The 23105-nt window shown below is 68.6% G+C and carries 24 protein-coding genes; 13 read left to right on the forward strand and 11 right to left on the reverse strand.

From position 1 onward, the window contains the following. The first annotated feature begins 3 nt into the window (after window positions 1-3). Genes OG817_RS08940 through glsA form a run of 4 tightly spaced genes read left to right on the forward strand, consistent with a single transcriptional unit; the run spans window position 4 to window position 6003 of the window. Window positions 4-1533 carry a leucyl aminopeptidase family protein gene (locus OG817_RS08940; protein WP_406053231.1) on the forward strand — a complete coding sequence of 510 codons (1530 nt, stop codon included), beginning with the start codon at window positions 4-6 and terminating at the stop codon, window positions 1531-1533. Then, window positions 1530-3191: an AbgT family transporter gene (locus tag OG817_RS08945; RefSeq protein WP_396393089.1), complete on the forward strand. Its 1662-nt coding sequence runs from the start codon at window positions 1530-1532 to the stop codon at window positions 3189-3191. Before OG817_RS08940 ends, OG817_RS08945 begins: the two co-directional genes overlap by 4 nt. Before the next feature lie 15 nt (window positions 3192-3206). Beyond that, window positions 3207-5003 carry an SLC13 family permease gene (locus OG817_RS08950; RefSeq protein WP_406053232.1) on the forward strand — a complete coding sequence of 599 codons (1797 nt, stop codon included), beginning with the start codon at window positions 3207-3209 and terminating at the stop codon, window positions 5001-5003. Window position 5004: 1 nt separating this feature from the next. Further along, window positions 5005-6003, forward strand: coding sequence for a glutaminase A (gene glsA, locus OG817_RS08955; RefSeq protein ID WP_406053233.1), 999 nt, complete (start codon window positions 5005-5007; stop codon window positions 6001-6003). A 4-nt stretch (window positions 6004-6007) separates the two neighbouring features. Here glsA and OG817_RS08960 read toward each other — a convergent pair whose 3' ends face one another. Together OG817_RS08960 and OG817_RS08965 are read right to left on the reverse strand one after the other, a co-directional pair. After that, on the reverse strand, window positions 6008-7153 hold the full coding sequence (locus tag OG817_RS08960) for a S1C family serine protease (protein WP_406053234.1): 1146 nt from the start codon (window positions 7151-7153) through the stop codon (window positions 6008-6010). A gap of 20 nt (window positions 7154-7173) precedes the next feature. Further along, window positions 7174-9183 (reverse strand): hypothetical protein, encoded by a 2010-nt coding sequence (locus tag OG817_RS08965; protein WP_406053235.1) that lies wholly within the window; start codon window positions 9181-9183, stop codon window positions 7174-7176. A 259-nt stretch (window positions 9184-9442) separates the two neighbouring features. On the opposite strand from OG817_RS08965, the gene OG817_RS08970 reads away from it, so the two are divergent. Then, window positions 9443-9685: a hypothetical protein gene (locus OG817_RS08970; RefSeq protein WP_360454522.1), complete on the forward strand. Its 243-nt coding sequence runs from the start codon at window positions 9443-9445 to the stop codon at window positions 9683-9685. On the opposite strand, the gene OG817_RS08975 is transcribed toward OG817_RS08970, so the two are convergent. Continuing rightward, window positions 9679-10077, reverse strand: a complete 399-nt coding sequence (locus OG817_RS08975; RefSeq protein ID WP_396393094.1) for a VOC family protein — start codon at window positions 10075-10077, stop codon at window positions 9679-9681. The two genes, OG817_RS08970 and OG817_RS08975, sit on opposite strands and share 7 nt — an antisense overlap. Before the next feature lie 209 nt (window positions 10078-10286). On the opposite strand from OG817_RS08975, the gene OG817_RS08980 reads away from it, so the two are divergent. Both OG817_RS08980 and OG817_RS08985 read left to right on the forward strand, forming a co-directional pair. Next, window positions 10287-11213 (forward strand): GTP-binding protein LepA, encoded by a 927-nt coding sequence (locus tag OG817_RS08980; protein WP_396393095.1) that lies wholly within the window; start codon window positions 10287-10289, stop codon window positions 11211-11213. Next, the gene (locus OG817_RS08985; RefSeq protein ID WP_360454531.1) at window positions 11213-11797 is read left to right on the forward strand and encodes a TetR/AcrR family transcriptional regulator; all 585 of its coding nucleotides are present in this window, start codon (window positions 11213-11215) and stop codon (window positions 11795-11797) included. Before OG817_RS08980 ends, OG817_RS08985 begins: the two co-directional genes overlap by 1 nt. Before the next feature lie 7 nt (window positions 11798-11804). Here OG817_RS08985 and OG817_RS08990 read toward each other — a convergent pair whose 3' ends face one another. Next, window positions 11805-12290, reverse strand: coding sequence for a DUF6328 family protein (locus OG817_RS08990; protein WP_396393096.1), 486 nt, complete (start codon window positions 12288-12290; stop codon window positions 11805-11807). Between the two features lie 70 nt (window positions 12291-12360). Beyond that, entirely contained in the window at window positions 12361-13056 is a 696-nt protein-coding gene (locus OG817_RS08995; protein WP_360454537.1) for a GAF and ANTAR domain-containing protein, read from the reverse strand. Between the two features lie 367 nt (window positions 13057-13423). Here OG817_RS08995 and OG817_RS09000 point away from each other — a divergent pair, with 367 nt between their 5' ends. Next, window positions 13424-14371 carry a helix-turn-helix domain-containing protein gene (locus OG817_RS09000; RefSeq protein WP_406053236.1) on the forward strand — a complete coding sequence of 316 codons (948 nt, stop codon included), beginning with the start codon at window positions 13424-13426 and terminating at the stop codon, window positions 14369-14371. A gap of 25 nt (window positions 14372-14396) precedes the next feature. Here the strand turns inward: OG817_RS09000 and OG817_RS09005 are convergent, their stop codons facing one another. Continuing rightward, complete coding sequence (locus OG817_RS09005) at window positions 14397-15080, reverse strand: ANTAR domain-containing protein (RefSeq protein WP_406053237.1); 684 nt, start codon at window positions 15078-15080, stop codon at window positions 14397-14399. Window positions 15081-15218: 138 nt separating this feature from the next. Here OG817_RS09005 and OG817_RS09010 point away from each other — a divergent pair, with 138 nt between their 5' ends. The 5 genes from OG817_RS09010 to OG817_RS09030 all read left to right on the forward strand — a co-directional run bounded on the left by OG817_RS09010 (window position 15219) and on the right by OG817_RS09030 (window position 19367). Then, window positions 15219-15362 (forward strand): GPGG-motif small membrane protein, encoded by a 144-nt coding sequence (locus OG817_RS09010; protein WP_396393100.1) that lies wholly within the window; start codon window positions 15219-15221, stop codon window positions 15360-15362. Between the two features lie 210 nt (window positions 15363-15572). Beyond that, window positions 15573-17000, forward strand: coding sequence for a rifampin monooxygenase (gene rox / locus OG817_RS09015; RefSeq protein ID WP_406053238.1), 1428 nt, complete (start codon window positions 15573-15575; stop codon window positions 16998-17000). Window positions 17001-17036: 36 nt separating this feature from the next. Further along, window positions 17037-17960: a ketopantoate reductase family protein gene (locus OG817_RS09020; protein WP_406053239.1), complete on the forward strand. Its 924-nt coding sequence runs from the start codon at window positions 17037-17039 to the stop codon at window positions 17958-17960. A gap of 60 nt (window positions 17961-18020) precedes the next feature. Next, the gene (locus OG817_RS09025; protein ID WP_396393103.1) at window positions 18021-19016 is read left to right on the forward strand and encodes a cation diffusion facilitator family transporter; all 996 of its coding nucleotides are present in this window, start codon (window positions 18021-18023) and stop codon (window positions 19014-19016) included. A 57-nt stretch (window positions 19017-19073) separates the two neighbouring features. Continuing rightward, on the forward strand, window positions 19074-19367 hold the full coding sequence (locus OG817_RS09030; protein WP_406053240.1) for a DUF1905 domain-containing protein: 294 nt from the start codon (window positions 19074-19076) through the stop codon (window positions 19365-19367). A gap of 22 nt (window positions 19368-19389) precedes the next feature. Here the strand turns inward: OG817_RS09030 and crcB (OG817_RS09035) are convergent, their stop codons facing one another. From crcB (OG817_RS09035) to OG817_RS09055, 5 genes are all read right to left on the reverse strand, one after another. Beyond that, complete coding sequence (gene crcB / locus OG817_RS09035) at window positions 19390-19764, reverse strand: fluoride efflux transporter CrcB (RefSeq protein WP_406053241.1); 375 nt, start codon at window positions 19762-19764, stop codon at window positions 19390-19392. Further along, window positions 19761-20243 carry a fluoride efflux transporter CrcB gene (crcB, locus tag OG817_RS09040; protein ID WP_406053242.1) on the reverse strand — a complete coding sequence of 161 codons (483 nt, stop codon included), beginning with the start codon at window positions 20241-20243 and terminating at the stop codon, window positions 19761-19763. The genes crcB (OG817_RS09035) and crcB (OG817_RS09040) overlap by 4 nt, the downstream gene beginning before the upstream one ends. A 184-nt stretch (window positions 20244-20427) precedes the next feature. Next, window positions 20428-20571: a hypothetical protein gene (locus OG817_RS09045; protein ID WP_406053243.1), complete on the reverse strand. Its 144-nt coding sequence runs from the start codon at window positions 20569-20571 to the stop codon at window positions 20428-20430. 93 nt (window positions 20572-20664) lie between these two features. Next, complete coding sequence (locus tag OG817_RS09050) at window positions 20665-21516, reverse strand: helix-turn-helix domain-containing protein (RefSeq protein ID WP_406053244.1); 852 nt, start codon at window positions 21514-21516, stop codon at window positions 20665-20667. A 56-nt stretch (window positions 21517-21572) separates the two neighbouring features. Beyond that, window positions 21573-22985, reverse strand: coding sequence for an MFS transporter (locus tag OG817_RS09055; RefSeq protein ID WP_406053245.1), 1413 nt, complete (start codon window positions 22983-22985; stop codon window positions 21573-21575). Window positions 22986-23105 lie beyond the last annotated feature (120 nt).

Genomic DNA, 23105 nt, shown 5'->3' on the forward strand with positions numbered 1-23105 from the left:
TTCGTGAACGCCACCCCGGACGACTTCGACCCAATCCCTTCGACCCGGCACCGGATACCGGTCACCGTCGGCTCCCTGAAGCAGGCAGAGCAGGAAGCGGACGCGCTCGCGGTACCAGTTGCCTCTGGCACCGAGCCGCCGGACGAGCTCGGCACCGACGCGGCCGGGCTGGCTTCGGCCGGCTTCAGCGGCACGCGCGGCCAGACCCTGGTCCAGACCCGGTCAAGTGGTCCTGTCCGGGTTGCCGTCGGGACCGGCATACCGGATCACGTCGACGTCACGCTCGCGCGTGATCTGGCGGCCGAGTTCGCCCGCGCGGTGCCGTGGCACAAGCGCCTCGCGATCGAGGTTCCGTCCCGGGCGACCGGTCTCTCGGCCGGCGACTTCGCCCAGGCGGTGACCGAAGGCGTGCTGCTGGCGCGCTGGCGGTACTTCGTCGGCCAGGGTGCGGACACCCCTCAGCTCGAATCGCTCCTGGTCGTCGCCTCCGACGAGGACGCCGCGGAAGTCGCTGCCGGAGTCGAGCGCGGCCGCATCATCGCCGAGGCGTGCAGCCTCGGCCGCGATCTTGCCAACTGCCCGGCGACGACACTGTCTGCTGTCCGGATGGCTGAGGTCGCGGTCGAGGTCGGTGCGCGGACCGGCCTGCAGGTGGAGGTCTTCGACAAGGACCAGCTGATCGAGATGGGTTGCGGCGGGCTGCTCGGCGTCAACCGTGGCAGTGTCGAGCCACCCCGGATGATCCGCCTGCGCTATGAGCCCGCCGAGCCCACCGGCCGGATCGCCCTTGTCGGCAAGGGGATCATGTACGACTCCGGGGGGATCAGCCTCAAGCCGAGCGACGAGTCGCACGCGCAGATGAAGAACGACATGACCGGAGCCGCGGCCGTGCTCGCCTCCATGACCGCCCTGCAGGCCCTGGGCTGTACGACGGCAGTGACCGGTTACCTCATGTGCACCGACAACATGCCGTCGGGATCCGCGATGAAGCTCGGTGATGTGCTCCGGATGCGTAACGGTACGACGGTCGAGGTACTGAACACCGACGCCGAAGGCCGTCTGGTGATGGCCGACGCGCTGGCACTGGCGACCGAGGAACCCGTCGACGCCATCGTCGACATCGCCACGCTGACCGGTGCCTGCCTGCGGACGTTCGGCGTCGAGATAGCCGGTGTCATGGGTAACAACTCGGCCGTGGTGGAGCAGCTGCGGAGTGCGGGTGAGCTCGCCGACGAGCCGGTGTGGGAGCTTCCGCTGCATCGGTCCTACCGGTCGCAACTCGACTCGTCGATCGCCGATCTCACCAACATGGGCGGGATCAACGCCGGTTCGATCACCGCGGGACTGTTCCTCGAGGAGTTCGTCGACGGCAAGCCGTGGGCGCACGTCGACATCGCCGGGACGGCTCAGCTGCCGGCGCCGAGATCCTGGCGGAACAAGGGCGCGAGCGGATTCGGCACCAAGTTGCTGATCGAGTTCGCCCGCGCGTTCGCCACCCCCACCGGCGACAGCCGTCAGGCGGCGCAGCGATGAGCGCGGTCGAGGAGGCGCCCGCCAAGAAGGGGACGATGCAGAAAGTTCTCGACGGCATCGAACGGGCCGGCAACAAGGTCCCGCACCCGGCCATCATCTTCCTCGCCCTGATCTTCATCGTGATCGTGCTGTCGCAGGTCCTGGCCTGGACCGGGGCGAGCGTCACCACCGAGGTCGCCGAGCCCCAGACCGCGCAGGTCATGCCCGAGTACGAGGCCGGGTCGAGCGTCGCCGGCTCGGACACGCCGCCGGCGCCGGCCATACCCGACTACGAGTTGCACACCGAGAAGATCACCGCCGAGAGCCTGCTGGACGGTGACGGCATCCGCTTCATCTTCACGACCGCCGTCCAGAACTTCAACGACTTCGGCGTCGTCGCGGTGATCCTGGTCGCGATGATCGGCGTCGGCGTGGCCGAGGAGGCCGGGCTGATCGCCGCGCTGATCCGCAAGATGGTCAAGGTGGCGCCGAAGGGCGTGATCACGTTCATCATCGTGCTGCTCGGCGGCATCTCCAGCGTCGCCTCCGATGCGGGCTACCTCGTGCTCGTCCCGCTCGGCGCGGCCGCGTTCGTCTCGCTCGGGCGACATCCGCTGGCCGGCATCGCCGCGGCGTACGCCGGTGTCAGCGCCGCGTTCTTCGTCAACATCCTGATCACACCGGCCGACGGCATCATCACGGAGGTGACCAACGAGACGATCGCGCTGGTCGCGCCCGACGTACATCTCAACGTCACCCAGAACTACTTCTTCAGCATCGCCTCGACGATCTTCTGCGCGATCGTCATGACCATCGTCACCGAGCGCCTGATCGAGCCCAGGCTCGGCAGGTACGACGCTTCGGAGGCGCCGGTCGACGCGCCGGTCGACCACCAGCCCAGCGACGACGAGATGGCGCTGGAATCGCGCGGACTGCGGTGGTCGGGGTACTACCTGCTGGTGGCCGTGGCCATCGTCTCGCTGCTGACCTTCATCCCGGGTGCTCCGCTGCGCAACCCCGACACCGGCGAGATCTTCGGGTCGTCGCCGTTCATGAGCAGCCTGCTGTTCATCATCTCGATGCTGTTCCTCGCCGCCGGGCTCGGCTACGGCCGGGGCTCGAAGTCGCTGACCGGCAGCACGAACATCATCAACGCGATCGTCAAGACGTTCAACGGCCTCGGCGGGCTGATCTTCCTGATGCTGCTGATCGCGCAGTTCATTGCCTACTTCAACTACTCGAACATGTCGACGCTGGCCGCGACCGGCCTGGCCGACCTGCTCGAGCGTGCCGACATCGGGGCGTTGCCGCTGCTGATCGGCTTCATCCTGCTGGTGCTGGTCATCGACCTGATCATGCCCGGCGTGATCCCCAAGTGGGCGATCCTGGCGCCGATCTTCATCCCGCTGTTCTACCGCCTCGGCATCGCGCCGCAGACGGTGATCGCGGCGTACCGGGTCGGCGACGGACCGGTCAACGTCATCACGCCGCTGATGGTCTACCTGCCGTTCATCGTGCTCGTCTGCCAGAAGTACCGGAAGAAGGCCGGTATCGGCACGGTGGTGTCGATGATGCTGCCGTACACCTTCATCGTCCTGGTCACCTGGACGCTGTTCTACGTGCTCTGGTACGTCCTCGGCATTCCCTGGGGGCCGTCCGCCCCGGTCCACCTCGGCTAGGGCGGTACGAGCGCAATGGATGACGGCACGATCAGCCTGATCATCCTCGGGCTCACCGTCGCCGTGTTCGTATGGAACCGGCTGCCGGTCGACCTGGTGGCGGTCCTGAGCGCGCTGTCGCTGTGGGCGACCGGAGTCCTCGACTTCCCCGGCATCATCGCGGGCTTCGGGGATCCGGTCGTCATCTTCATCGCCTCACTGTTCGTGGTGAGCGAGGGCATCGACTCGACCGGAGTCACCACCTGGGCCGGCCAGACGATCGTGAAGTACGCCGGAACGCAGCGGACCCGACTGCTCGTCGCCGTGACCGCATTGTGTGCGCTGCTGACGGCCCTGATCACGTTGAACGGTGCGGTCGCGGCGCTGCTTCCGCTGGTCGTCATGCTCGCCGTACGGATCGGGGAGCCGCCGTCGCGGATGCTGATGCCGCTCACCTTCGCCGGCAGTGCGGGATCCTTGCTGATGCTGACGGGTACGCCGGTCAACATCATCGTGTCCGAAGCGTCGAGCGATGCCGGTGCGGGCGCCTTTCCGTTCTTCTCCTTCGCGGTCGTCGGCGTACCGCTCGTCATCGGGACGATCGCCATCTCGGTGTTCCTCGGCCCGCGGTTGCTCCCGGCCGCACGCCCGGCGCACCCGCCGGCCGACCTGGCCGGGCATGCGCACACGCTGGATCTGCACTACGCCCTGACCGACGGCTTCTACCGGCTGCGCGTCCGCGAACTCTCGCCGTTGCTGGGCCGTGGCGTGGCCGACGTCGACCTCACGCCGTACCCGGGTGTGCAGATCGTCGGAGCCCAGGACGGGAACGGAGTGTCCCGGGTGAGCGACGCTCTTGCTGTTGGCGACGTCCTCGTGGTGACCGGTCCCTCGGAAGAGGTGGGCAGCCTGACGATCGACTGCCTGCTCGCTGTGTGTATGGCGCCGACACCGGTCGACGATCTGCTGACGCGAGAAGCCGGGGTAGTCGAGGTCGTCATCCCGCCGCGGTCGTCACTGGTCGGGGAGACGGTCTTCCCGGGGATGCATCGGGCGCACGACCTGGTCATCATCGCGGTGCAACGGATGGCCAAGGACCGGGGCAACCAGCCCACCGAGCTCGCCGAGGGAGACGCGCTTCTGGTGCACGGCACCTGGGCCGCCTTGGACGAGCTGACCAGGGACCGCGACGTCCTGCTCGTGGATTCGCCGGATCTGGTCCGGCGCCAAGCCGTGCCGTGGGGTTCGAAGGCGTCGATCGCCGTCGCGATCCTTGCCGGCATGGTCGTTCTCCTCGCCACCGGTGCGGTCCCGCCCGCCCTGGCCGGGCTGCTGGCCGCCACGGCGATGGTGGCGACCAGGGTGGTCGGGCCGCGGCAGGCGTACCGCGCGATCTCGTGGCAGATCGTCGTACTGATCGGCGCGCTGATCCCTTTGTCCACAGCGATTCAGACCAGCGGCGGCGCCGACCGGATCGCCGACGTGATCATCGACGCGGTCGGGCCCGGCCGCCCGTATTTGTTGCTGCTGGCACTCTTCGTCCTCACGGCCACACTCGGCCAGGTCGTCAGTAACACCGCGACCGTGCTGATCGTCGCACCGATCGCGGTCGCGGCCGCCCAGGGGACGGGAACCTCGGTGCAGCCGGTCCTGATGCTCACCGCGGTCGCCGGTGCCGCGTCGCTGCTGACCCCGATCTCGACTCCCGCGAACATGATGATCATGAATCCGGCGGGGTACCGGTTCGGCGACTACTGGAGACTCGGCCTCCCGGTGATGCTGTGGTGGTTGCTGACGGCTCTCGTCATCATCCCGCTGGTCTGGCCGTTCTGACATGCCGGCCGACGACAGGTACGTGTCCACCGGCGGGCTGCCCGGAACGGTCGCGGTTGTCGAACTGGTCCAGGCGGCGTACGAGCTGGGCCGCGGGATCGGCGAGGGGGCGGTGTCGGACGTGTACCCGGCGCTGGCCCGGGTCGACCCGGATGCGTTCGGCATATGTGTCGCGGCCAGCGACGGCCGGTTGGCCGAGGCGGGCGACTCCCGGAGCCCGTTCAGCATCATGAGTGTCGCGAAGCCGTTCGTGTTCGCGCTGGTCAGTCAGGCGATCGGTGTCGACGCGGTGCGCGACCTGGTCGGCGTCAACGCGACTGGTCTGCCGTTCAACTCGGTGCAGGCGGTGGAACAGCCCCCGGCCGGACGCACGAATCCGATGGTCAACCCCGGGGCGATCGCGACCACGAGTCTGACGCCGGGTACGTCGCTGGAGGACCGCTGGAGGTTCATCGTCGACGGCCTGTCCCGGTTCGCGGGTCATGAGCTCGCCCTGGACACGGAGGTGCTCGAGTCCGCGCTGCAGACGAACCATCGCAATCGTGCCCTCGCCGAGTTGCTCCGCAGCGACGGCGGCCTGGTCGGCGATGCGGTCGAGGCGACCGTGCTCTACACCAGGCAGAGCAGTCTGGCGGTCACCGCGGTGGATCTCGCGGTGATGGGCGCCACGCTGGCGGACGGCGGCGTGTGCCCGACAACCGGCGTACGGGTGATCGACCCTGACATCGCCCGGGTGTCGCTGGCCGTGATGACGATCGCGGGGTTGTACGAGACCTCTGGTGACTGGCTGCTCGACGTCGGCGTTCCGGGCAAGAGCGGGATCGGCGGCGGCATCGTGACTGTCTCGCCGGGCAAGGGTGCGCTGGGCACCTTCGCGCCGCGGTTGGACCACGCTGGCAACAGCGTCAAAGGCCAATGGACGGCACGCTTCCTGTCCCGTCACCTCGGCCTCGATCTGCTGGCCTCACAACCGGTACCACCGGCCGCCGACGTGTCGTGAGTGCTCAGGGCTCGGCGAGCGTCAGCGTGGTGGTGGCCGTCTGACCTGCTCGGGAGTAGGTCAGCTCGATGGTGTCGCCGACCTTGCGGGTCAGGGTCGCGACCACGATCTGTTCGCTGCTCTGGGCCGGTTGGCCGTCGATCTTGGTGATGATGTCGCCTGCCTTGAGACCGGCCTTCACACCCGGGCCTCCGGGGTCGACCGAGACGACGAAGAGACCGGCCGGGTTGCCCGACGCATTCGCGAGGGCAGGCGGGATCTCCTGGACCTGTAGCCCGGTCGTCGGATGTCCAGGCTCCCCGGTACGGACGAGTTCGTCGGCGATCGGGCTCGCCAGGTCCACCGGGATCGCGAAGCCGAGGCCGACGCTTCCGCCGCCGGCGACGCCGGACGCGTTCGGGACCGTGGCGATCGCGGCGTTCACTCCGACCAGATGGCCGGAGCAGTCCACCAGTGCACCGCCGCTGTTGCCGGGGTTGATCGCCGCGTCGGTCTGGATCGCGCCGATCAGGTGATGGGTCACCCCGTCGCCTGGCACCGGTACATAGCGATCCAGCGCACTGACGATGCCGGAGGTGACCGTGCTCGCGAGTCCGAGCGGAGCGCCCAGGGCGACGACAGGCTGTCCGACCTGCAGTTCGGCGGACGAACCGAATTCGATCACTGGGCGATCCTTCGCGGCATCCGCGGCCTTGAGCACCGCAAGATCGGTGCTGGGATCACGGCCGACGATCGTGGCGTCCGAACTCGTGCCGTCGCTGTACTGGACGGCCACCTTGCCGCCGTTGGCCGCGACCGAGATGACGTGGTCGTTGGTGAGAATGTAACCGCCGTCCTTGAAGATCTGCCCCGAACCGGTGCCGGCCGAGGCGCCGCTGCTGGCCGAGATCGTCACGATCGACGGCAGGATCTGGTTCGCCACCGGGATCGCCGCGCACATCGCCGTACTGGCGTCCGTCGAGACGGAGGACGAGGCGTTGGCGGATCCTCCGTCACGATCCACGAGCACGAAGACGAGGGAGGCGATCAACGCGCCCACGACGGCGCCACCCAGGATCGCCAGGGACAGGCCGCGAGTGAGCCGGAAGCGACCCCGGCCGTCCGGTGGTGTGGCTGCCGGACCGGGCTTTCCGTTGTCGGCCTGGACCATCTGGACCTCCTCTGGCCCACTCAGGAGTCGGAGCGCACCGATGGCACGTCGTGCTCGACGCTCCCGTCGCCCACCCGAGAATAGGTTCGCTGGCCGCCGGACATGTCACCCGATCCAGGTGAAGCCGGCACGGATGTGGCACGGTCGAAGTACAGGTAGGCGACGGCCGATCCGGTGAGTGGCATCGCGAGCGCGAAGAGCAGCGATGAGACCACGTTGATCAGGACGGGCGACCAATCGGTGGCCAGGAGCAGGACGATCCCGGCGATCGGTCCGACGGCCAGTCCCAGCCCGATGATGATCGCGAGCGGTACGGCGGTCCGCCACCAATGGCCGCGGACGAGCCTCCGGCTGCGTCTCAGCGCCGTACCTCCGGAGCAGTGCTCCGCCACCACGACCGGTATCGCGAACGCCCGGCTCGCCGCGTAGTAGACGGCCACCGGGATCGTCGCCACGAAGAAGGCGAGTACCGCGAGGACGACGAAGTACTGCAGGGCCACCCGGGTCAGTGGCCGCCGGCGCGAGAAGAGATGGCGCAGCACTCCCATCGCGGTGACGGTCTCGCCTCGATCCAGCTGGTCGAGCATCCTCGTGACGGCCGCGAGCAGTACGACGTACGCCGCGATCGTGAGGATCGTGACGGCCAACGTGGTCAACGAGGCCCAGAATCCCGGAGCGTTCTCGGTCGGCGCGCCGAGGTCGGTGGGTGCGTCGCGTCTGGCCACCTGGAACCTGGCGAGAGTCAGAGTCGCCAGGCTCAGGACGATGAACGCTGTCGCGAACCCCGCGAACAGGCCCGGTCGGTGCCGCAACAGGCGCAGCGCGGCGACCACCGTCTGACCCCAGGCCCGCCGTCGTCTGGCGGGCAGCGGGGCAGCATCGGTCCACCGCGTACGGCTGGCCGCGAACCAGATCAGCCCGATGAGTGCGGCGAGTACCAGGCCCAGCAGCCAGGGCCGATCGAGGGTCTCGCGGACCAGGTTGGATCCGGTGGCGACCGCGGCGCAGAAGGCGCCCGTGCTGCTCGGACCAAGCAACGTGCCGGCCGGCACCGTACCGCTGTCGTCCCGCCAGGTCTCCTCGGCGTCCTGGATCGGTGTGAGCCACGATGTCTTCATGTTCGGCCCGGTCGGTCCGTCGAAGAACGAGCGCTGCCGTTCGCCCCATCGGCCTTCGAATCCAAGCCAGGGGAACTCCTGCAGGTAGTCCGCGCGGGTCAGCGGTACATAGGCGACCCGCGGACGGATCGCGGCCTGAGGCCGGGTGGTGTCGTCGCAACCCAGTCCTTCCGAGCCACGACCGAGGTACAAGCGTTGGCCGTACTTGTTGGCATGTGAACCGGCCGCCGGGTAGACGACCGGATGGGTTCCGTCGACGACCTCGAGCTTGGCGTCGTCCCATCGGGCTCGCTCGGCACCTCCGTGCTGGCTGAATCCGACCGCCGTCGGCTCCGTGGTCAGCGCGGCCGCGGGGCTCGCCGCGTCGAAGATGAGCTGGATCGATTCCCAGTCGCCTTCGTGGGTGTTGTTGTAGTCGTTGAAAACGTAGAAGAACCAGTACTCCAGCGAGAGCTTGCCGGGGAACGCCGGATCCGCGACGACATGGGCATAGACAGTGGCCGGCTGGACCGCGTTGATCAGCGCCGACCACTCTGCGTAGGTGCAGCCCGGACGCAGCGGATCACCCGGGAAGTCGAGGAAGTGCCCCGGGAACCCCGGGCTGATGTCCTTGCCTTTAGGCTGCGTCTTGACCAGGTCCGGCGGTCGCCACGGGCCGCGCAGCGCGACCTGTTGATCGCCGAGCACGGCCTCGACGTCGGTCGGCTGGAACTGCTCGCCGTCCTCGCACCTCGGCGACGCTTCCTGCAGTTTGACGACGGGGGAGTAGCGCTCGGCCAGTGCTTGCGCGGCGGGGTCGTCCGGCGAGGCGGTGGTGCCGGCTGCTGCTGAGTCCGGCAGCCAGAGAATCGTCACGGTGAGGAAGGCGAACAGCAGTGGCGGCAGGGATCGTCTCCAGGCGCGGGCCGTCATTTCCACAGCATGCGCACGACGTACCGCTCCCCACACCATCCGGCTCTGGCGTCACTTCGGCGGCCGAGGTCACCCGATCCAGGTGATCCTCGCGCCCGTCAGTGATCCCGTCAGCACGTAGCGCACCGGGATGCGAGTTGCCGCCACGAATCGGGGCTACCGGACGCCGGGCCGCGTTCGGTCTCCCCCTGTCCGGGGGAGGCCGAAGGCCCCGGCCCGCAGCAGAGTCGTGGTGACGGGGCGCGAAAGGGGGCTTGCCATGGGCCATTACGTCATCAGGGTCAAGGGCGAACTGTCGCGCGACCTGACCGACGCCTTTCCCTCGATGACCGCCGATTCCGAGCCGGCGCAGACAGTCCTGCACGGGCACCTCGACGATCAGGCGGCGCTGGCCGGCATCCTCAACCACCTCGACATGCTCGGCATCAACATCATCGAGGTCCTGCAAGTCCCCTCGACCCGCCCGCCCGACGACGACCCCGCATCCAGCACCGCTCAGTGATTACTCCAGCCCCGGGTACACAGGACCAGGCGGTACGAGTCCGGATCGGCGATCGTGACGCCCCAGGTGTCCCAGTACGGGTTGCGCGACGGAACCACCCGGCCGCCGGCCGCGACCAGGCGTGCGACCAGTTCGTCCGGCACCGGACCGTCCAGGTAGACGACCAGGAGGTCCTCCTCGGTCGGCTGCGGTTGCACCGGATCGCCGTCGATCTGCACCAGTTCGAGATGCCAGCCCGCCTCGGGCCAGCCGACCATCAGGAGATGGTGGCCGTCCTCGGACTTCCGGTAGATCACACTGAGCCCGAGACCGTCGACCCAGAACCGCTCGACGGTGGTCAGATCCCTGCTGGGACGGGCTATCCGCACGTGGGCCTGCTGTTCGATCGCCATGCGGCCGAGGCTAGGCAGCCGCCGGCGGATCACGTCACCGCGGCCCCGGCAAAGGCCTGCCCTGGCGGGTGGTGTATCGGCCGCCGATTGATGTGTCCTGACGTGTCAGCGAGGTCACAGGGATCTGACTGACTGATCAGTCAGTTATCTTGCTAGGCTCGACAGTGCTGCATTTGGGGCATTCCTGTCGATGGAGTGAGGTGCCGACCATGGCGCTTGCGGATGTGTCTTTGTCTCGCCGGAGAAAGGCCCGGCGGGAGGAGTCGAGGCTGGCCGACCATGTCGACCGGCTGGGGGAGGAACACCCACCGATCCCGCTCGACAGTGTCGACTACACGATGAAGCGGCCCGGCCTGCTCGCCGAGCGGTTCGGGTCGGTCCTGGCCTACATGTCGCGGGTCGAGCTCGAGGTCGAACGGAACGTTCTCGAGCTCAACATCCTGCTGCCCGACCCACCCGAGGTCGACCAGCATTTCTACGCCGACGTATGGATGCCGCAGGAGACGCACCACGGCCTGATCCTCGACCGTCTCCAGGTCCTGGCCGGTCTCGAGCCCACCACACCCAACCTGACCGACGTGTCGTTCCGGCTCAAGCTGCTCGGGGCGCTCGGCCGGGTGGGCGCCGTACAGGACGTCAGCCGGATGCTGTACTACCTGACCGGGCTGGCCACCGAGCGATCGGCGGTGCTTGCCTACAACAAGCTTCACGCCGGCATGCTCGAGCTGGGGGAGCGGGCCGTCGCGAGAACCGTGGTCGCACCGATCCGCCGCCAGGAACCTGGGCACTTCGCGTACTACCAGATCGCCGCCCGTGGTCTCTGGTCGCAGTTGGGCGGCTGGCAGAAGTGGCTGGTCCGCACGCTGCGGCGCACGACGTTCGGTCCGGTCGGTGCCGAGAACAAGCAGCAGCGGCTGGAGTTCGGCAAGGCGATCCGCGCGTTGGGCATCGTCACCGGTGACGACGCGGATCTTCAGCACTATGCCGATCAGGTCGGGCGGGTCGAGCACGAGTTGCTCTGGGCCCACCGGCGAGGTCTGCGGGTCCCGAAGTACGTGTTCGAGTCCTTCCGTCGTGCCGCCCACGCGGCCGCGGACCTGGACGGTGATCACCAGCCCGCCCCGGGACGGGCCTGATGATGACCGCCGCCGCTTCCGGGCGCCCCTCCAAACGTGAGGCCATCATCGAGACGGCCGAGCGTCTGTTCGCCGAGCGCGGGTACGACGCGACGTCGACAGCGCTGATCGCGCACGAGGCCGGCGTACCGACCGGCCTGGTGTTCTACCACTTCGCCACCAAGCTGGATCTCCTGCTGGCCATCGTGCACGAGAGGCCGACACCAGGTGAGGTGCTCCGGACCGCCGCACGCGGCCGGTCGGTTCACCGGCGGTTGCGGGCCGTCGTGTCGTCCATGGCCGAGGAGCTGGAACGTAATCGCGCCGCGCGGATCATCGTCTTCCGGGAGGCGCAGGCCCGTCCCGAGATCGCCGACCGCGCGGCAGAGTTGTTCGACGAAGCCACCACCACGGTCGCGGAGATCCTCAGCGGCGCCGAGGACGTCGTCGCCGAACCGGATCGAGTGCGGACCGCCGCGGATCTCATCGTCAGCCGCGTCTTCCTCGACATCATCGCTCTGGGTCAGGCCGACACCGCGACCAAACGCCACGCGGCCATGATCGACCTCATCGAGGAGTCACTCACCACGCCACACGCCAAGTGACGTCGGCTCAGACGCCGTCCGGCTCGCGGGTCTGCCGGACGTACGCCGGGATCACGAACCAGAAGGTCAGGAACCACACCAGTACGGCGATCACGACGCCGATGGCGACCGGTCGGGACACGACGACGTCCAGCGCGAGCAGGACCCCACCACAGACCGCGGTGACCAGGAAGACCAGGCCCGCGCGCAGCAGGTAGTCGGCGATCGTCACCAGGCGGTCGCGCAGCCCCTGCCGGTACACGATGCGGTGCAGCGAGATCGGTGCGAGGAACAGGGCGACCGCGAGCGCCGAGGCGATCAGCGTGCAGGCGTAGACGAGATGGGTGAAGGTGTCGGCGGCCTGGAAGGCGTTCTGGAACGCGATGCTCAGCAGGAACGCGAACAGGATCTGCGTGCCGGTCTGGGCCAGCCGCAGTTCCTGCAGCAACTCGTTCCAGTGCCGGTCGAGTCGCTCGCCGGAGCTCTCGTCCTCGCGCCGGTAGGGCTGGGTCATGGCTACCCGATCGTCCGGTGGTTTCCAGGTCTGGTACCCCACGTCACCTGCGCGTATGCGAGGTCGAGTACTACGGGAGTTCGCGGGTGTCGATGAGTTGCTGGGCGACGTCGCGGAGTTTGGTGTTGGTGTCCTGGGAGTAGCGCTTGAGGATGGCGAAGGCCCGGTCGCCGTCGACATCGAAGCGTTCCATCAGGATGCCCATCGCCTGGCCGACGAGCTTGCGGGCATCGACCGCCTGCGCCATCGATTCCTCGTGCCGCGCGGAGGCGAGGGCAACGGATGCATGCCGCGCAAGGATGTGGGCGATCGCCTCGTCGTCGGGACTGAACGCGTCAGGTGACGGGCTGTAAAGCCCGAGTACGCCGACTGTGGAGCGATTGCCGTCACCAGTCACCATCGGTACGTCGAGCACGCTGCGCACCCCGAGCGCGGCAACCTTCGCAGCCCACTCCGGCCAGCGGTCGTCGGTGGTGGTGTCACGAATCAGCACGGTGGTGCGTTCACGGAGCGCGGTCACCAGCGGCCCACATTCGGAGGTGAGCTGCAGGTCGTACACGTCCGCGACGACCGGGTCGGTGACCGCGGCGATCTCCGCCTGCGATCCACGGGAGTACAGCGCCACGCCGGCGTAGGTGCAGTTGAGTGCGTGCAGGGCGAACTGGACGACGGCGTCGACCGTCTCGTCCACGCCCGAGGCGTCGTGCAACTCGACCGCCAGGCGGGCGAAAGCCATCGCCGCGTCGTTGGCGTCCGGGTCGATCATGGCCACAGCTCCTGGGGGTCACCAGGGACGCCCGCCTGTGAGCGCCCGTGGTCATCATGCCGGTCCTATGACCGATCCCGCCGCGCTGCGGGATAACAACTCAGTGACCCTGCCACGATTGTCGTTCTCCGGCCGTCGGAGGGTGCGTTCTCCGGATTGTGCCGCCGGAACGAGCCGTTTGGTGCGGTCTGGGCCCGCTGCGCCACTGAACGGGTCCAGACCTCGAGGCTTCCCACCGCCCGAGCGTTGAGGAACCTCTCTCCCCTCCCTGTGCCCCGAATGCCCAGATGGATGCATCGCGCCGCTTGGCGTACCTTGGGGTCGGCTGAAGAAGTCGGCCGCTGGGGACTGTTCGCAGGATGGGTGCATGGAGTCCCTCACATTCGAGAGCCGCGATCTGGCGCGCACCGAGGAGTTCCTCAACCGCGCGTACACCAAGATGCGGATCGGCGGCGGCACGGACGACGTGAGCGCGCGGATCACCCGCGAGGCGGTGGGCTCGATCAGTGTCGACCGGCTCGACATCGGCTTCGAGATGAAGTACGACGCCGACCCGCTCGGCAAGATCTGCCTGTGCGTGGTCGAGGCCGGCACTGTGCAGGACCACGCCACCGATGGCTGGCAGGACGCCTTCGGCCCGGGCGATGTCGTCTCGTTCGCCCCGCCGGATCGCCCGTACGTCGGCAAGGTCTGCCGGTCGCGCTACAGCATCACCATGTTCGATCCCGCGCTGCTCACCCGGACCGCAGGCGTTGACAACCGAACCGGTGGGCCGGTCCGGCTGCTCGGCCATCGCCCGCACTCGGCCGCGGCCGCCCGCCACCTGGTCAGCACGATCAACTATCTGGGCGATCAGGTGCTGCCGGACTCGACAGTACGGACGTCGGTGCTGCTGCAGTCCTCGGTCTCGCGCCTGCTCGCCTCGAGCGTTCTGGCCGCGTTCCCGAACACGGCGCTGATCGCGCAGGATCGGGCCGACGGGCGTGACGCGCATCCGCGGACAGTGCAGCGGGCGATCGCCTTCCTGGAGTCCAGCGTCGATCAGGACGTCGCCGTCGGTGACGTCGCTGCGGCCGCCGGGGTGACTGTGCGTGCCGTTCAGACTGCCTTCCAGCGGCATCTCGGGACCACCCCGATGGCGTACCTGCGCCTGTTGCGCCTGGCCGAGGTCCGCACCGAACTCCTCGCCGGCGATCCGGCCAAGCTGTCCGTCACAGCCGTGGCGGCGCGCTGGGGCTTCCACCACCTGGGTCGCTTCGCCGCCGCCTACCGGGAGCAGTACGGCGAGTTGCCGAGGACAACGTTGGGTCGCTGAACGCGATCGTTGCCCTGGGCGACGGTCAGCGATCGCCGTCGAGTTGCAGCCGGCGACTGACGATGAGCCGGGCCACCCGCGCCAGCGTCTCGTCGCGGGCGTAGGCGCGGGCACGCAGGAGCGCCGAGGCATCGTCGATGGCCAGGCCCAGATGGCCCGCGATCATCCCGGTCGCCTGATGGACGACGGCGCGCGACATCCACGGGCTGCGGTCGTCGGGTTCGTCGCCGGTGGGTGGATCGTTGAGCAGCGCGACACCGAGTGCGTCGGCGACGAACTGCGAGGTCTGCGGACTCTCCGTGAACGTCCGGCCGTCGGCGACGTACGCGCTGAGCACACCGAACGGGCGTCCGCCCGGGCGGATCGGGAAGCACCGGATGGTCAGCGGTCCGACCGCGGCCAACGCCGAGCGGACGAACTCCGGCCACCGCCTGTCGGTCTCGAGGTGCGCCGCGACCGCCTCGCCGGCGCCGTAGGCCGCATGGCCCGGCCCCTCGCCGAGGACGTCCTGCAGATCCTCGAGCCGCGCGGCTGTCGAGTCGGTGGCGGTCAGCGTGACGCGGTTCGTGGCCGAGTTCTCGATCGTGATCGACGTACCGACCGCTCCGAGCAGGTCACGACAGGTGCGCCCCAGCTCATCGGGACGACTGCGCGCGGGCGCCACCGTGATCGCCTCGATCAATCGGGCGAGAATCGCACCGCGCTTCATGTCAGGCCCAGTACCCGCCCGGCCGCCGACCATGCCCGGCTGATCCACCGTTTGTGCGGGGTTGGGCGCGGGCACCGGATCGGAGCACGGGGAGTTCAGTTGCCGGGTGTTCGCCCGGCCCGTCTGATGGGAAGGGCCATGGTTCTCATTCTGTGGATCATCGCGGTGATCCTCGTGATCTCCGGGATCGTCTCCCTGTTCCGCGGCCAGGTGCTGTGGGGCGCGGCGCTGATCGTGATCGGCCTGCTGGTCGGGCCGGGTGGGGTCAGCATCTTCACCTAGTTCTCCACCGGAAAACCGGTCGCCTGCCCCCACGTCGCCTCCGCGTGGGGGCAGGCGTCGTTCGGGGTGGGCAAAAGGAAAGGCAAGGAGATATTGCACTCTCCTTGCCACTATCAACCTATAACGCATCGGGGGACTTGCCGCAAGCCCCGGGTTCTGCTGGAGAATCGCCGACCGGAACTCAGAACCTATGGAAATCAGGGGGATTGCATGATCGACGTGATCGTTGCCGGTGGCGGGCCGGTCGGCATGATGCTGGCCGCGGAGCTGCGGCTGCACGGTGTGGACGTGGTCGTGCTGGAGAAGGCGCTGGAGCCGACCAAGATCGTCCGCTCGCTGGGTCTGCACGCACGCAGTATCGAGGTGATGGACCAGCGTGGTCTGCTGGAAAGGTTCCTCGCGCTCGGCACGAAGTACCCGGTCGGCGGCTTCGCCGGCATCTACAAGCCGGCGCCGGAGCGGCTGGACACCGCACACGGATACCTGCTCGGCATCCCGCAGGCCATCACCGACCGCCTGCTGGCCGAACGTGCCGCCGAGCTGGGCGCCGACATCCGGCTCGGCTCCGAGCTGGTCGGGCTGAGCCAGGACGACGACGGCGTGACCGTCGATCTGGCCGACGGCACCCAACTGCGCTCGCGCTACCTGGTCGGCTGCGACGGCGGCCGCAGTACGGTGCGCAAGCTGCTCGGCGTCGGTTTCCCGGGCGAACCCAGCCGGGTCGACACGCTGCTCGGCGAGATGGAGGTGACCGCTCCGCCGGAGACGGTCACCGCGGTGGGGACGGAGGTCCGCAAGACCCAGTTGCGGTTCGGTGCCATGCACGTCGAGGGCACCGTGTTCCGGTTCGTTGTTCCCGGCGCACCGGTGGTGTCCGAGGACCGTGCGGAGGCGCCGACGCTCGAGGAGTTCAAGCAGCAGTTGCGGCTGACTGCCGGCTCCGACTTCGGCGCGCACTCACCGAGCTGGCTGTCGCGCTTCGGCGACGGCACCCGGCTGGCCGAGAGGTACCGGTCCGGTCGGGTGCTGCTGGCCGGCGACGCTGCGCACGTCCATCCGCCGATCGGCGGGCAGGGGCTCAACATGGGCGTCCAGGACGCCTTCAACCTCGGCTGGAAACTGGCCGCCGAGGTCAACGGCTGGGCACCGGAGGGGCTGCTGGACAGCTATCAGGTCGAACGGCATCCGGTGGCGGCCGACGTACTGGTGAACACGCGCGCGCAGATGGAGCTGCTGTCCACCGAGCCGGGTCCCCAGGCACTACGCCGGCTGCTGGGGGAGCTGATGGACTTCGAGGACGTGAACCGGTACCTGATCGAGAAGAACACCGCGATCGCGATCCGCTACGACTTCGGCGAGGGTCACGAACTCCTCGGCCGCCGATTGCGGGACGTGGAGCTGAAGCGCGGTCGCCTCTACGAGCTGATGCACGAGGGCCGCGGACTCCTGCTCGACCAGACCGGCCGGCTGTCGGTGGCAGGCTGGGCGGATCGGGTCGACCACGTCGTCGACCTCAGCGAGGAACTGGACGTGCCCGCGGCGCTGCTGCGGCCGGACGGCCACGTGGCGTGGGTCGGTGAGGCTCAGGAGGATCTGCAGGGGCACCTCCCGAGGTGGTTCGGGGCCGCCGCCGGCTGAGCGATACCTTGTACGGGCGTCCAACGAGGAGGCTGTATGCGGATCGCGGTGATGGGGACCGGTGGGATCGGCGGGTACTTCGGCGGCCGGCTGGCGCTGGCCGGGCATGACGTCGCGTTCATCGCGAGGGGCCGCCAGCTCGAGGCGCTGCGCACCCATGGCCTCCGCTTGGAGAGCCAACTCGGCGATGCGCGACTGCCCACGGTCGCGGTCACCGACGATCCGGCGCAGCTGGACCCGGTCGACCTGGTTTTGTTCGGCGTGAAGCTGTGGGACACCGAGGCATCGGCCAAGCTGATCGAGCCGCTGCTCACCGAGCGTGCCGGCGTGGTGTCGTTCCAGAACGGTGTGGTCAAGGACGACATCCTGCGCAGCGTTCTCGGCCCCGAGCACGTCGTCGGTGGCGTCGCCTACATCGCCGCCACGATCGCCGAGCCCGGTGTCATCCGCCATTCCGGACCGCTGCAGAAGCTGGTCTTCGGTGAGTACGACGGCAGCGCCTCGGCGCGGGTGCAGGAGTTCTACGACGCCTGTGTGGCCAGTGGCATCGATGCCGAGATCAGCGGTCAGATCGAGCAGTCCATCTGGGAGAAGTTCGTCTTCCTGGTCGGCCTGTCCGGTACGACGACCACCGCCCGTACGCCGATCGGCCCGATCCGCAGCCACCCGCGGGCTCGCGCCTTCCTGCACGACGTGATGGACGAGGTCGTGCAGGTCGCGCAGGCTCAGGGGGTGCCGCTGCCGGCCGACTTCGCCGACGGACGGCTCGCGTTCATCGACACGGTGCCCGCCGACATGACGTCGTCGATGCACCACGATCTCGACCGCGGCAACCGGCTCGAGGTGCCGTGGCTCAGTGGGGACGTGGTTGCCCGAGGCAACACCCTCGGCATCCCGACGCCGTGCAACCGCGCGATCACCGACATCCTGTCGGTGCACAGCGAGGGCCGCACGGGCTGACCACAGCGTGCAAGCGGCAGGTTGCCGCCGCTGCTGGACAAGCCGGGCTAGGGTCGGAGAGTGAGTTCCGGGCAGGAGGCTGCGGCTTCAGGTAACGGGGAGAGCTTCGTCACCGTGCTGGTGGCGTTGACGGCCAATCTGCTGATCGCGACGGCCAAGTCGGTGGTGGCCGTGATCACCGGGTCGGCGGCGATGCTGGCGGAGGCCGCACACTCCTGGGCGGACACCGGGAACGAGATCTTCCTGCTGATCGGCGAGCGCCGTGGCGCGAAGCCGGCCGACGCGACGCATCCGCTCGGGTACGGCCGGGTCGGCTACGTCTGGTCGATGTTCGCCGCCTTCGGCCTGTTCATCGTCGGTGCGGCGGTCTCGGTCTGGCACGGCATCCAGTCGCTGCACGGTGGCGAGGGCGGTACGTCGTACGGCTGGGCGTACGCCGTACTCGGGATCTCGTTCGTGCTGGAGGGGATCTCGTTCGCGCAGGCGTTGCGGCAGACGAAGGCCGGTGCGTTCGAGCGGATGCTGCGGCCACTGCGGTACGTCCGGCTGACCTCGAATCCGGCGCTGCGTGCGGTGTTCGTCGAGGACCTGTCGGCGCTGATCGGCATCGTGATCGCGACGCTGGCCATCCTGCTGCACCAGCTCACCGGCGACCCGGTCTGGGACGCGATCGGATCGATCGTGGTCGGTCTGCTGCTCGGCGGTGTCGCGCTGTTCCTGATCAGCCGGAACATGGACTTCCTGACCGGCGAGGCGGTCTCGCCCCTGGGCCGCAACCGGGTCCTGCGCGCCCTGCTGGAGCACGACGCCATCGAGCGGGTCAGCTTCCTGCACATGGAGTGGGTCGGCGCGGACAAGGTCTTCCTGGTCGCCGCGGTCGATGTCACCGGCAACGATCGCGAGTCCGACGTCGCCGTCCGGCTGACCGCGGTCGAGGACGCCCTGAACGCGCGGCCCGAGATCCAGCGAGCGGTCCTCACCCTGAGCCGCCCCGGCGACCTCACCGACCTGCGCCCGGTCCAGCTCCCCGCCTGGTACGTCGACCCGTCAGCCTGAGCGCGCTCAACCAGATCCGGAAGGTAGACGTCCGGAATGGGGGCTAGCATCTGCCGCGTGGACCTTCTTGAGCTGCACTTCGAGGGCGAGATCTGGGAGTGGCGTGGGCCGGCGCCGTACTACTTCGTCACGGTGCCGGAGGACGAGGCTGCGGAACTGCAGGAGGTCGCCGCGGCGGTCACCTACGGCTGGGGTGTGGTGCCGGTCCGCGCGACGATCGGCGGCACCGAATGGACGACGTCGCTGTTCCCGAAGGACGGTGGCTACGTGCTGCCGCTCAAGGATCGCGTCCGCAAGGCCGAGGGCATCGAGGAAGGCGACACGATCTCGGTCACGATGACCCTGGCCTGACTGAGACCTGACTAGGGCCTGACTAGGGCCAGATGGCCTGACTGATCGCGACGCCGAGGAAGACGCTGCCGAGACCGGCGACGATGCTGACGGCCACGTTCGCGACGGCGAGGAACCGGCCGCCGTCCTCGTAGAGCCGCAACGTCTCGTAGGAGAAGGTCGAGTACGTCGTGAGCGCGCCGCAGAACCCGGTACCCACGACGAGTTGGACCTGATGCGGCAGTGCGGACGCCGTACTCGCGCCTGCCACGACGCCGAGGATCAGCGAGCCGACGACGTTGACGGAGATCGTGCCCCACGGGAACGCGGAATCGTGGCGCTTCTGGACGGCGCGATCGGTGAGGTAGCGCAGCGGCGCTCCGATCACGGCGCCGGCGATGACGAGGAGAACGCTCATCGGATTCTCCCGGCGACCAGGGCCCGGGTCGCGGTGACGGTCGCCCACACGGCGATCAGGGCACCGGCGATCGTGGCGGCGAGGTAGAGGAGCGCCGTTCCGGGATGCCGGCCGGCGATGAGTTGCTGGATGTCGAGCGCGTACGTCGAGAACGTCGTGAACCCGCCGAGTACGCCAGTGCCGAGAAAGGGGCGGATCAGCCGTCGCCGGGTCAGGACCTCGCTGACCACGACCATGAGGATCCCGATCAGGCCGCAGCCGACGACATTGATGACCAGGGTCGCCCAGGGGAAGGAGCCGGGTGGCGTCGGCCACGCTTGCCCGACCAGATACCGAGCCACTGCGCCGATGGCACCGCCGGCCGCGATGACGCTCAGGACAGCGGTGTCCCCGGTACGGCGTACCGGGCGGTCGTGGCGTAGGTCAACATCAGAGTCGACGGGTTCCCAGGGGGCCGGGTCCGTCCGCTCGTGCTGCATCCGATCGATCTCCTACCTGGACAGGCGTCGGCGCCGAGCGCCGCACGGTTCGACAGGTAGGGACTGTTGGCCGCCGGGTGGCGACGGTTCGGTCCGGCGAGCCCCACCGCCGGTCAAGCCCCGCCAGCATACCTAGTGCCCTGCGTCGGAGATCCCCCAGTCCGCCTGCCGGCCGGTCGGCAGGTCAGAACCGATCGAACGGGAATTCCCGCGAATGGACGCCGAAATGGGTGTCCAGCAGTACGTCGTCGTCCGCCGCCGTGGACTGGGAGCGCTCTCCCTCCAGAAGCCGCAGTAACGCCATCATCCTGCGGGTCGCCTCGCACATACCGGATCACCCCCTCCTGAGACCTATCGGTCCCAGCCCCCGAAACGTTTCGCCCGACCTCGTTGCAATTGGCAACAGGCCGCGCTCTCCGGCTCAGGGCGTGATGTCCGCGGTGCCTCGGTCGAGGAGGTCGAAGGCGGCGGCTGAGGCGGACTCGGGCTGGGCGGTGTACATCAGCAGACGGTGGGCCGAGCCGTCCGGGAACTGCACCGCCTCGTAGCCGAGATCCAGCCGGCCGACCATCGGGTGCTGGAGGACCTTCGTGCCGAAGGAGCAGTTGAGGACCGAGTGGCTCGACCAGAGCCGGGCGAAGTCGGGGCTCTTCATGGAGAGCTCCCCGATCAGCTCGGCCAGGTAGCGGTCGTCCGGGTGCCGCCCGGCGACCAGCCGCAGGGACGCCACGGACCGCTCGGCCTCCAGCTCCCACTCGACGTACAGCTCGCGGGTGTGGGGGTCCAGGAACAGCATCCGGGTCAGGTTCGGCCGGGTGTCGGGCGAGTCGGGGCTGTGCTCGTCGTAGTGGCCGGCCAGTAAGCGGTGGGCCGTGGAGTTCCAGGCCAGTACGTCGCTGCGCCGGTCCATCGCGACCGCGGCGACACCGCTCATCGCGGTGACCAGGCGACGGGCGCCGTTGCGAGCCGCCTCGGGCTCCGGTGCCTGTGGGCGGCGGTGGTTCGACGGGCGGGCGAGGTTGCGCAGGTGGGCCGTCTCGTCGTCGTCCAGGCGGAGTGCCCGGGCGATGGCGAGCAGGATCTCGTCGGAGGCCTGTTCGCTGTGGCCCTGCTCGAGCCGGGTGTAGTAGGTCATGCTGACCCCGGCCAGCTGAGCGAGTTCCTCCCGGCGCAGTCCCGGCACCCGGCGGGCACCGTACGAGACCATGCCGACGTCCTGAGGCTGCAGCCGGGCTCGCCGGCTGCGCAGGAAGTGTCCGAGGTCGGTCTCCACGAAGTCCATCGTAGAGCCGGTGCCTGGGTCCCACTCGGCACAACTCCGGCACATGGTCACTCGCCGCCCTTCGCCGGCCGCAGCAGAACACCAGTCAGTACGGCGCCCAGCACAGCCAGGCCGGCGTTCACCCAGATGGCTGTCGTGACCCCGTTGATCACCTGATCCGGGCCGTCCGCGCCATGCATCGCAGCCGTGGCGATGGCGCTCATCACCGGGATGCCCATTGTGATGCCGACCTGCTGGCTCATCGTGGTCAGACCGGTCGCCAGGCCCTGCTCTTCGTCGGGCAGGTTGGACGTCGCGGTGACCATGAAGCCGACGATGGCGATCAGGTTGGCCACGCCGCCCACGAACGTGGTGATGAGCAACAGAACCATCCAACCGCTCGAGGTGCCCAGCAGTACCAGGGGGACGGTGGCCGCTGCCTGGAGCACGAAGCCCGTCACGATCGTCTTGCGGGAGCCGATCCGGCCCAGCACCTTCGGTGCGACCAGGCCGCCGAGGACTGTGCCGATTCCGAGGACCGCGAACGACAGACCGGTCGTCAGAGGCGAGTAGCCGAGCACCTTCTGCAGATAGAGGGTCAGCAGGAAGACCAGCGAGGTCTCGGTGGCGAACGCGAGCAGACCAGCCAGGTTGCCCCACCGGACCGACGGACGACGCAGTACCGGCAGCGGGATCAGCGCGTCCTGGACCCGCCGCTCGACCAGGAGGAAGCCGACCAGCAGGATGACGGCCGCCGCCAGCGCGATCAGAGCATGGGCGTCGGTCCAGGAGGTCTCGCCGACCCTGGTCAGGCCGTACACGAGCGCCAGCAGGCCGCCGGTCGCGGTCAGTGCGCCCCAGACGTCTAGCCGCAGCCTGTCCTTCGGCCGCCCCTCGACCAGGGTGCGCGGGCCGAGCACCAGCACCATCGCTGCGACTGGGATGTTGATGAAGAAGGCCCAGCGCCAGCTCAGGATGTCGGTCAGCAGGCCGCCGAGGATGGCGCCGGTGGTGAAGCCCGCAGCCATGAGAGCGCCGTTCAGGCTGAGCGCGCGCTCCCGCAGCGGTCCTTCGGGGAACGAGGTGGTCAGCAGCGACAGCGCGGCTGGGGTGACCGCTGCGGTGGCCAAGCCTTGCGCGATCCGGGCTGCGATGAGGATCGTCGGTGTGGTGGCGAGTCCGCCGGCCAGCGAGGCGATGCCGAGGACGGCCATGCCGATGAGGAAGAGGCGCTTGCGGCCGAACAGGTCGGCGACGCGGCCGAACAGCAGCGTGAAGCCGGCGGCGCAGAGCGCGAACGCGGTGGCGATCCACTGCAGGTGCGCGAGGGGCAGCCCGACGTCCTGACCGATGGTCGGCAGCGCGACGTTCAGGATGGAGAAGTCGACCGCGAGGGTGAAACCTGCGGTCAGCAGCACCAGCAACACCAGTCGCTGCCGCGAGGGGCTGACCGTGGGGGTGGTCAGGCCGACGACACTCATGGGAGAAAGTCCTTTCGGAGGTTGGTTTCTCCACTGTCGTGACATCGGACCCGCCGTACCTCACTCCCTTCTGCCTAGCACTGACAGTGACAGGCACAGCCACGGCCGGACGGCCTGATG

The organism is Kribbella sp. NBC_00889, assembly GCF_045207705.1.
In the GTDB taxonomy this organism is placed as follows: domain Bacteria; phylum Actinomycetota; class Actinomycetes; order Propionibacteriales; family Kribbellaceae; genus Kribbella.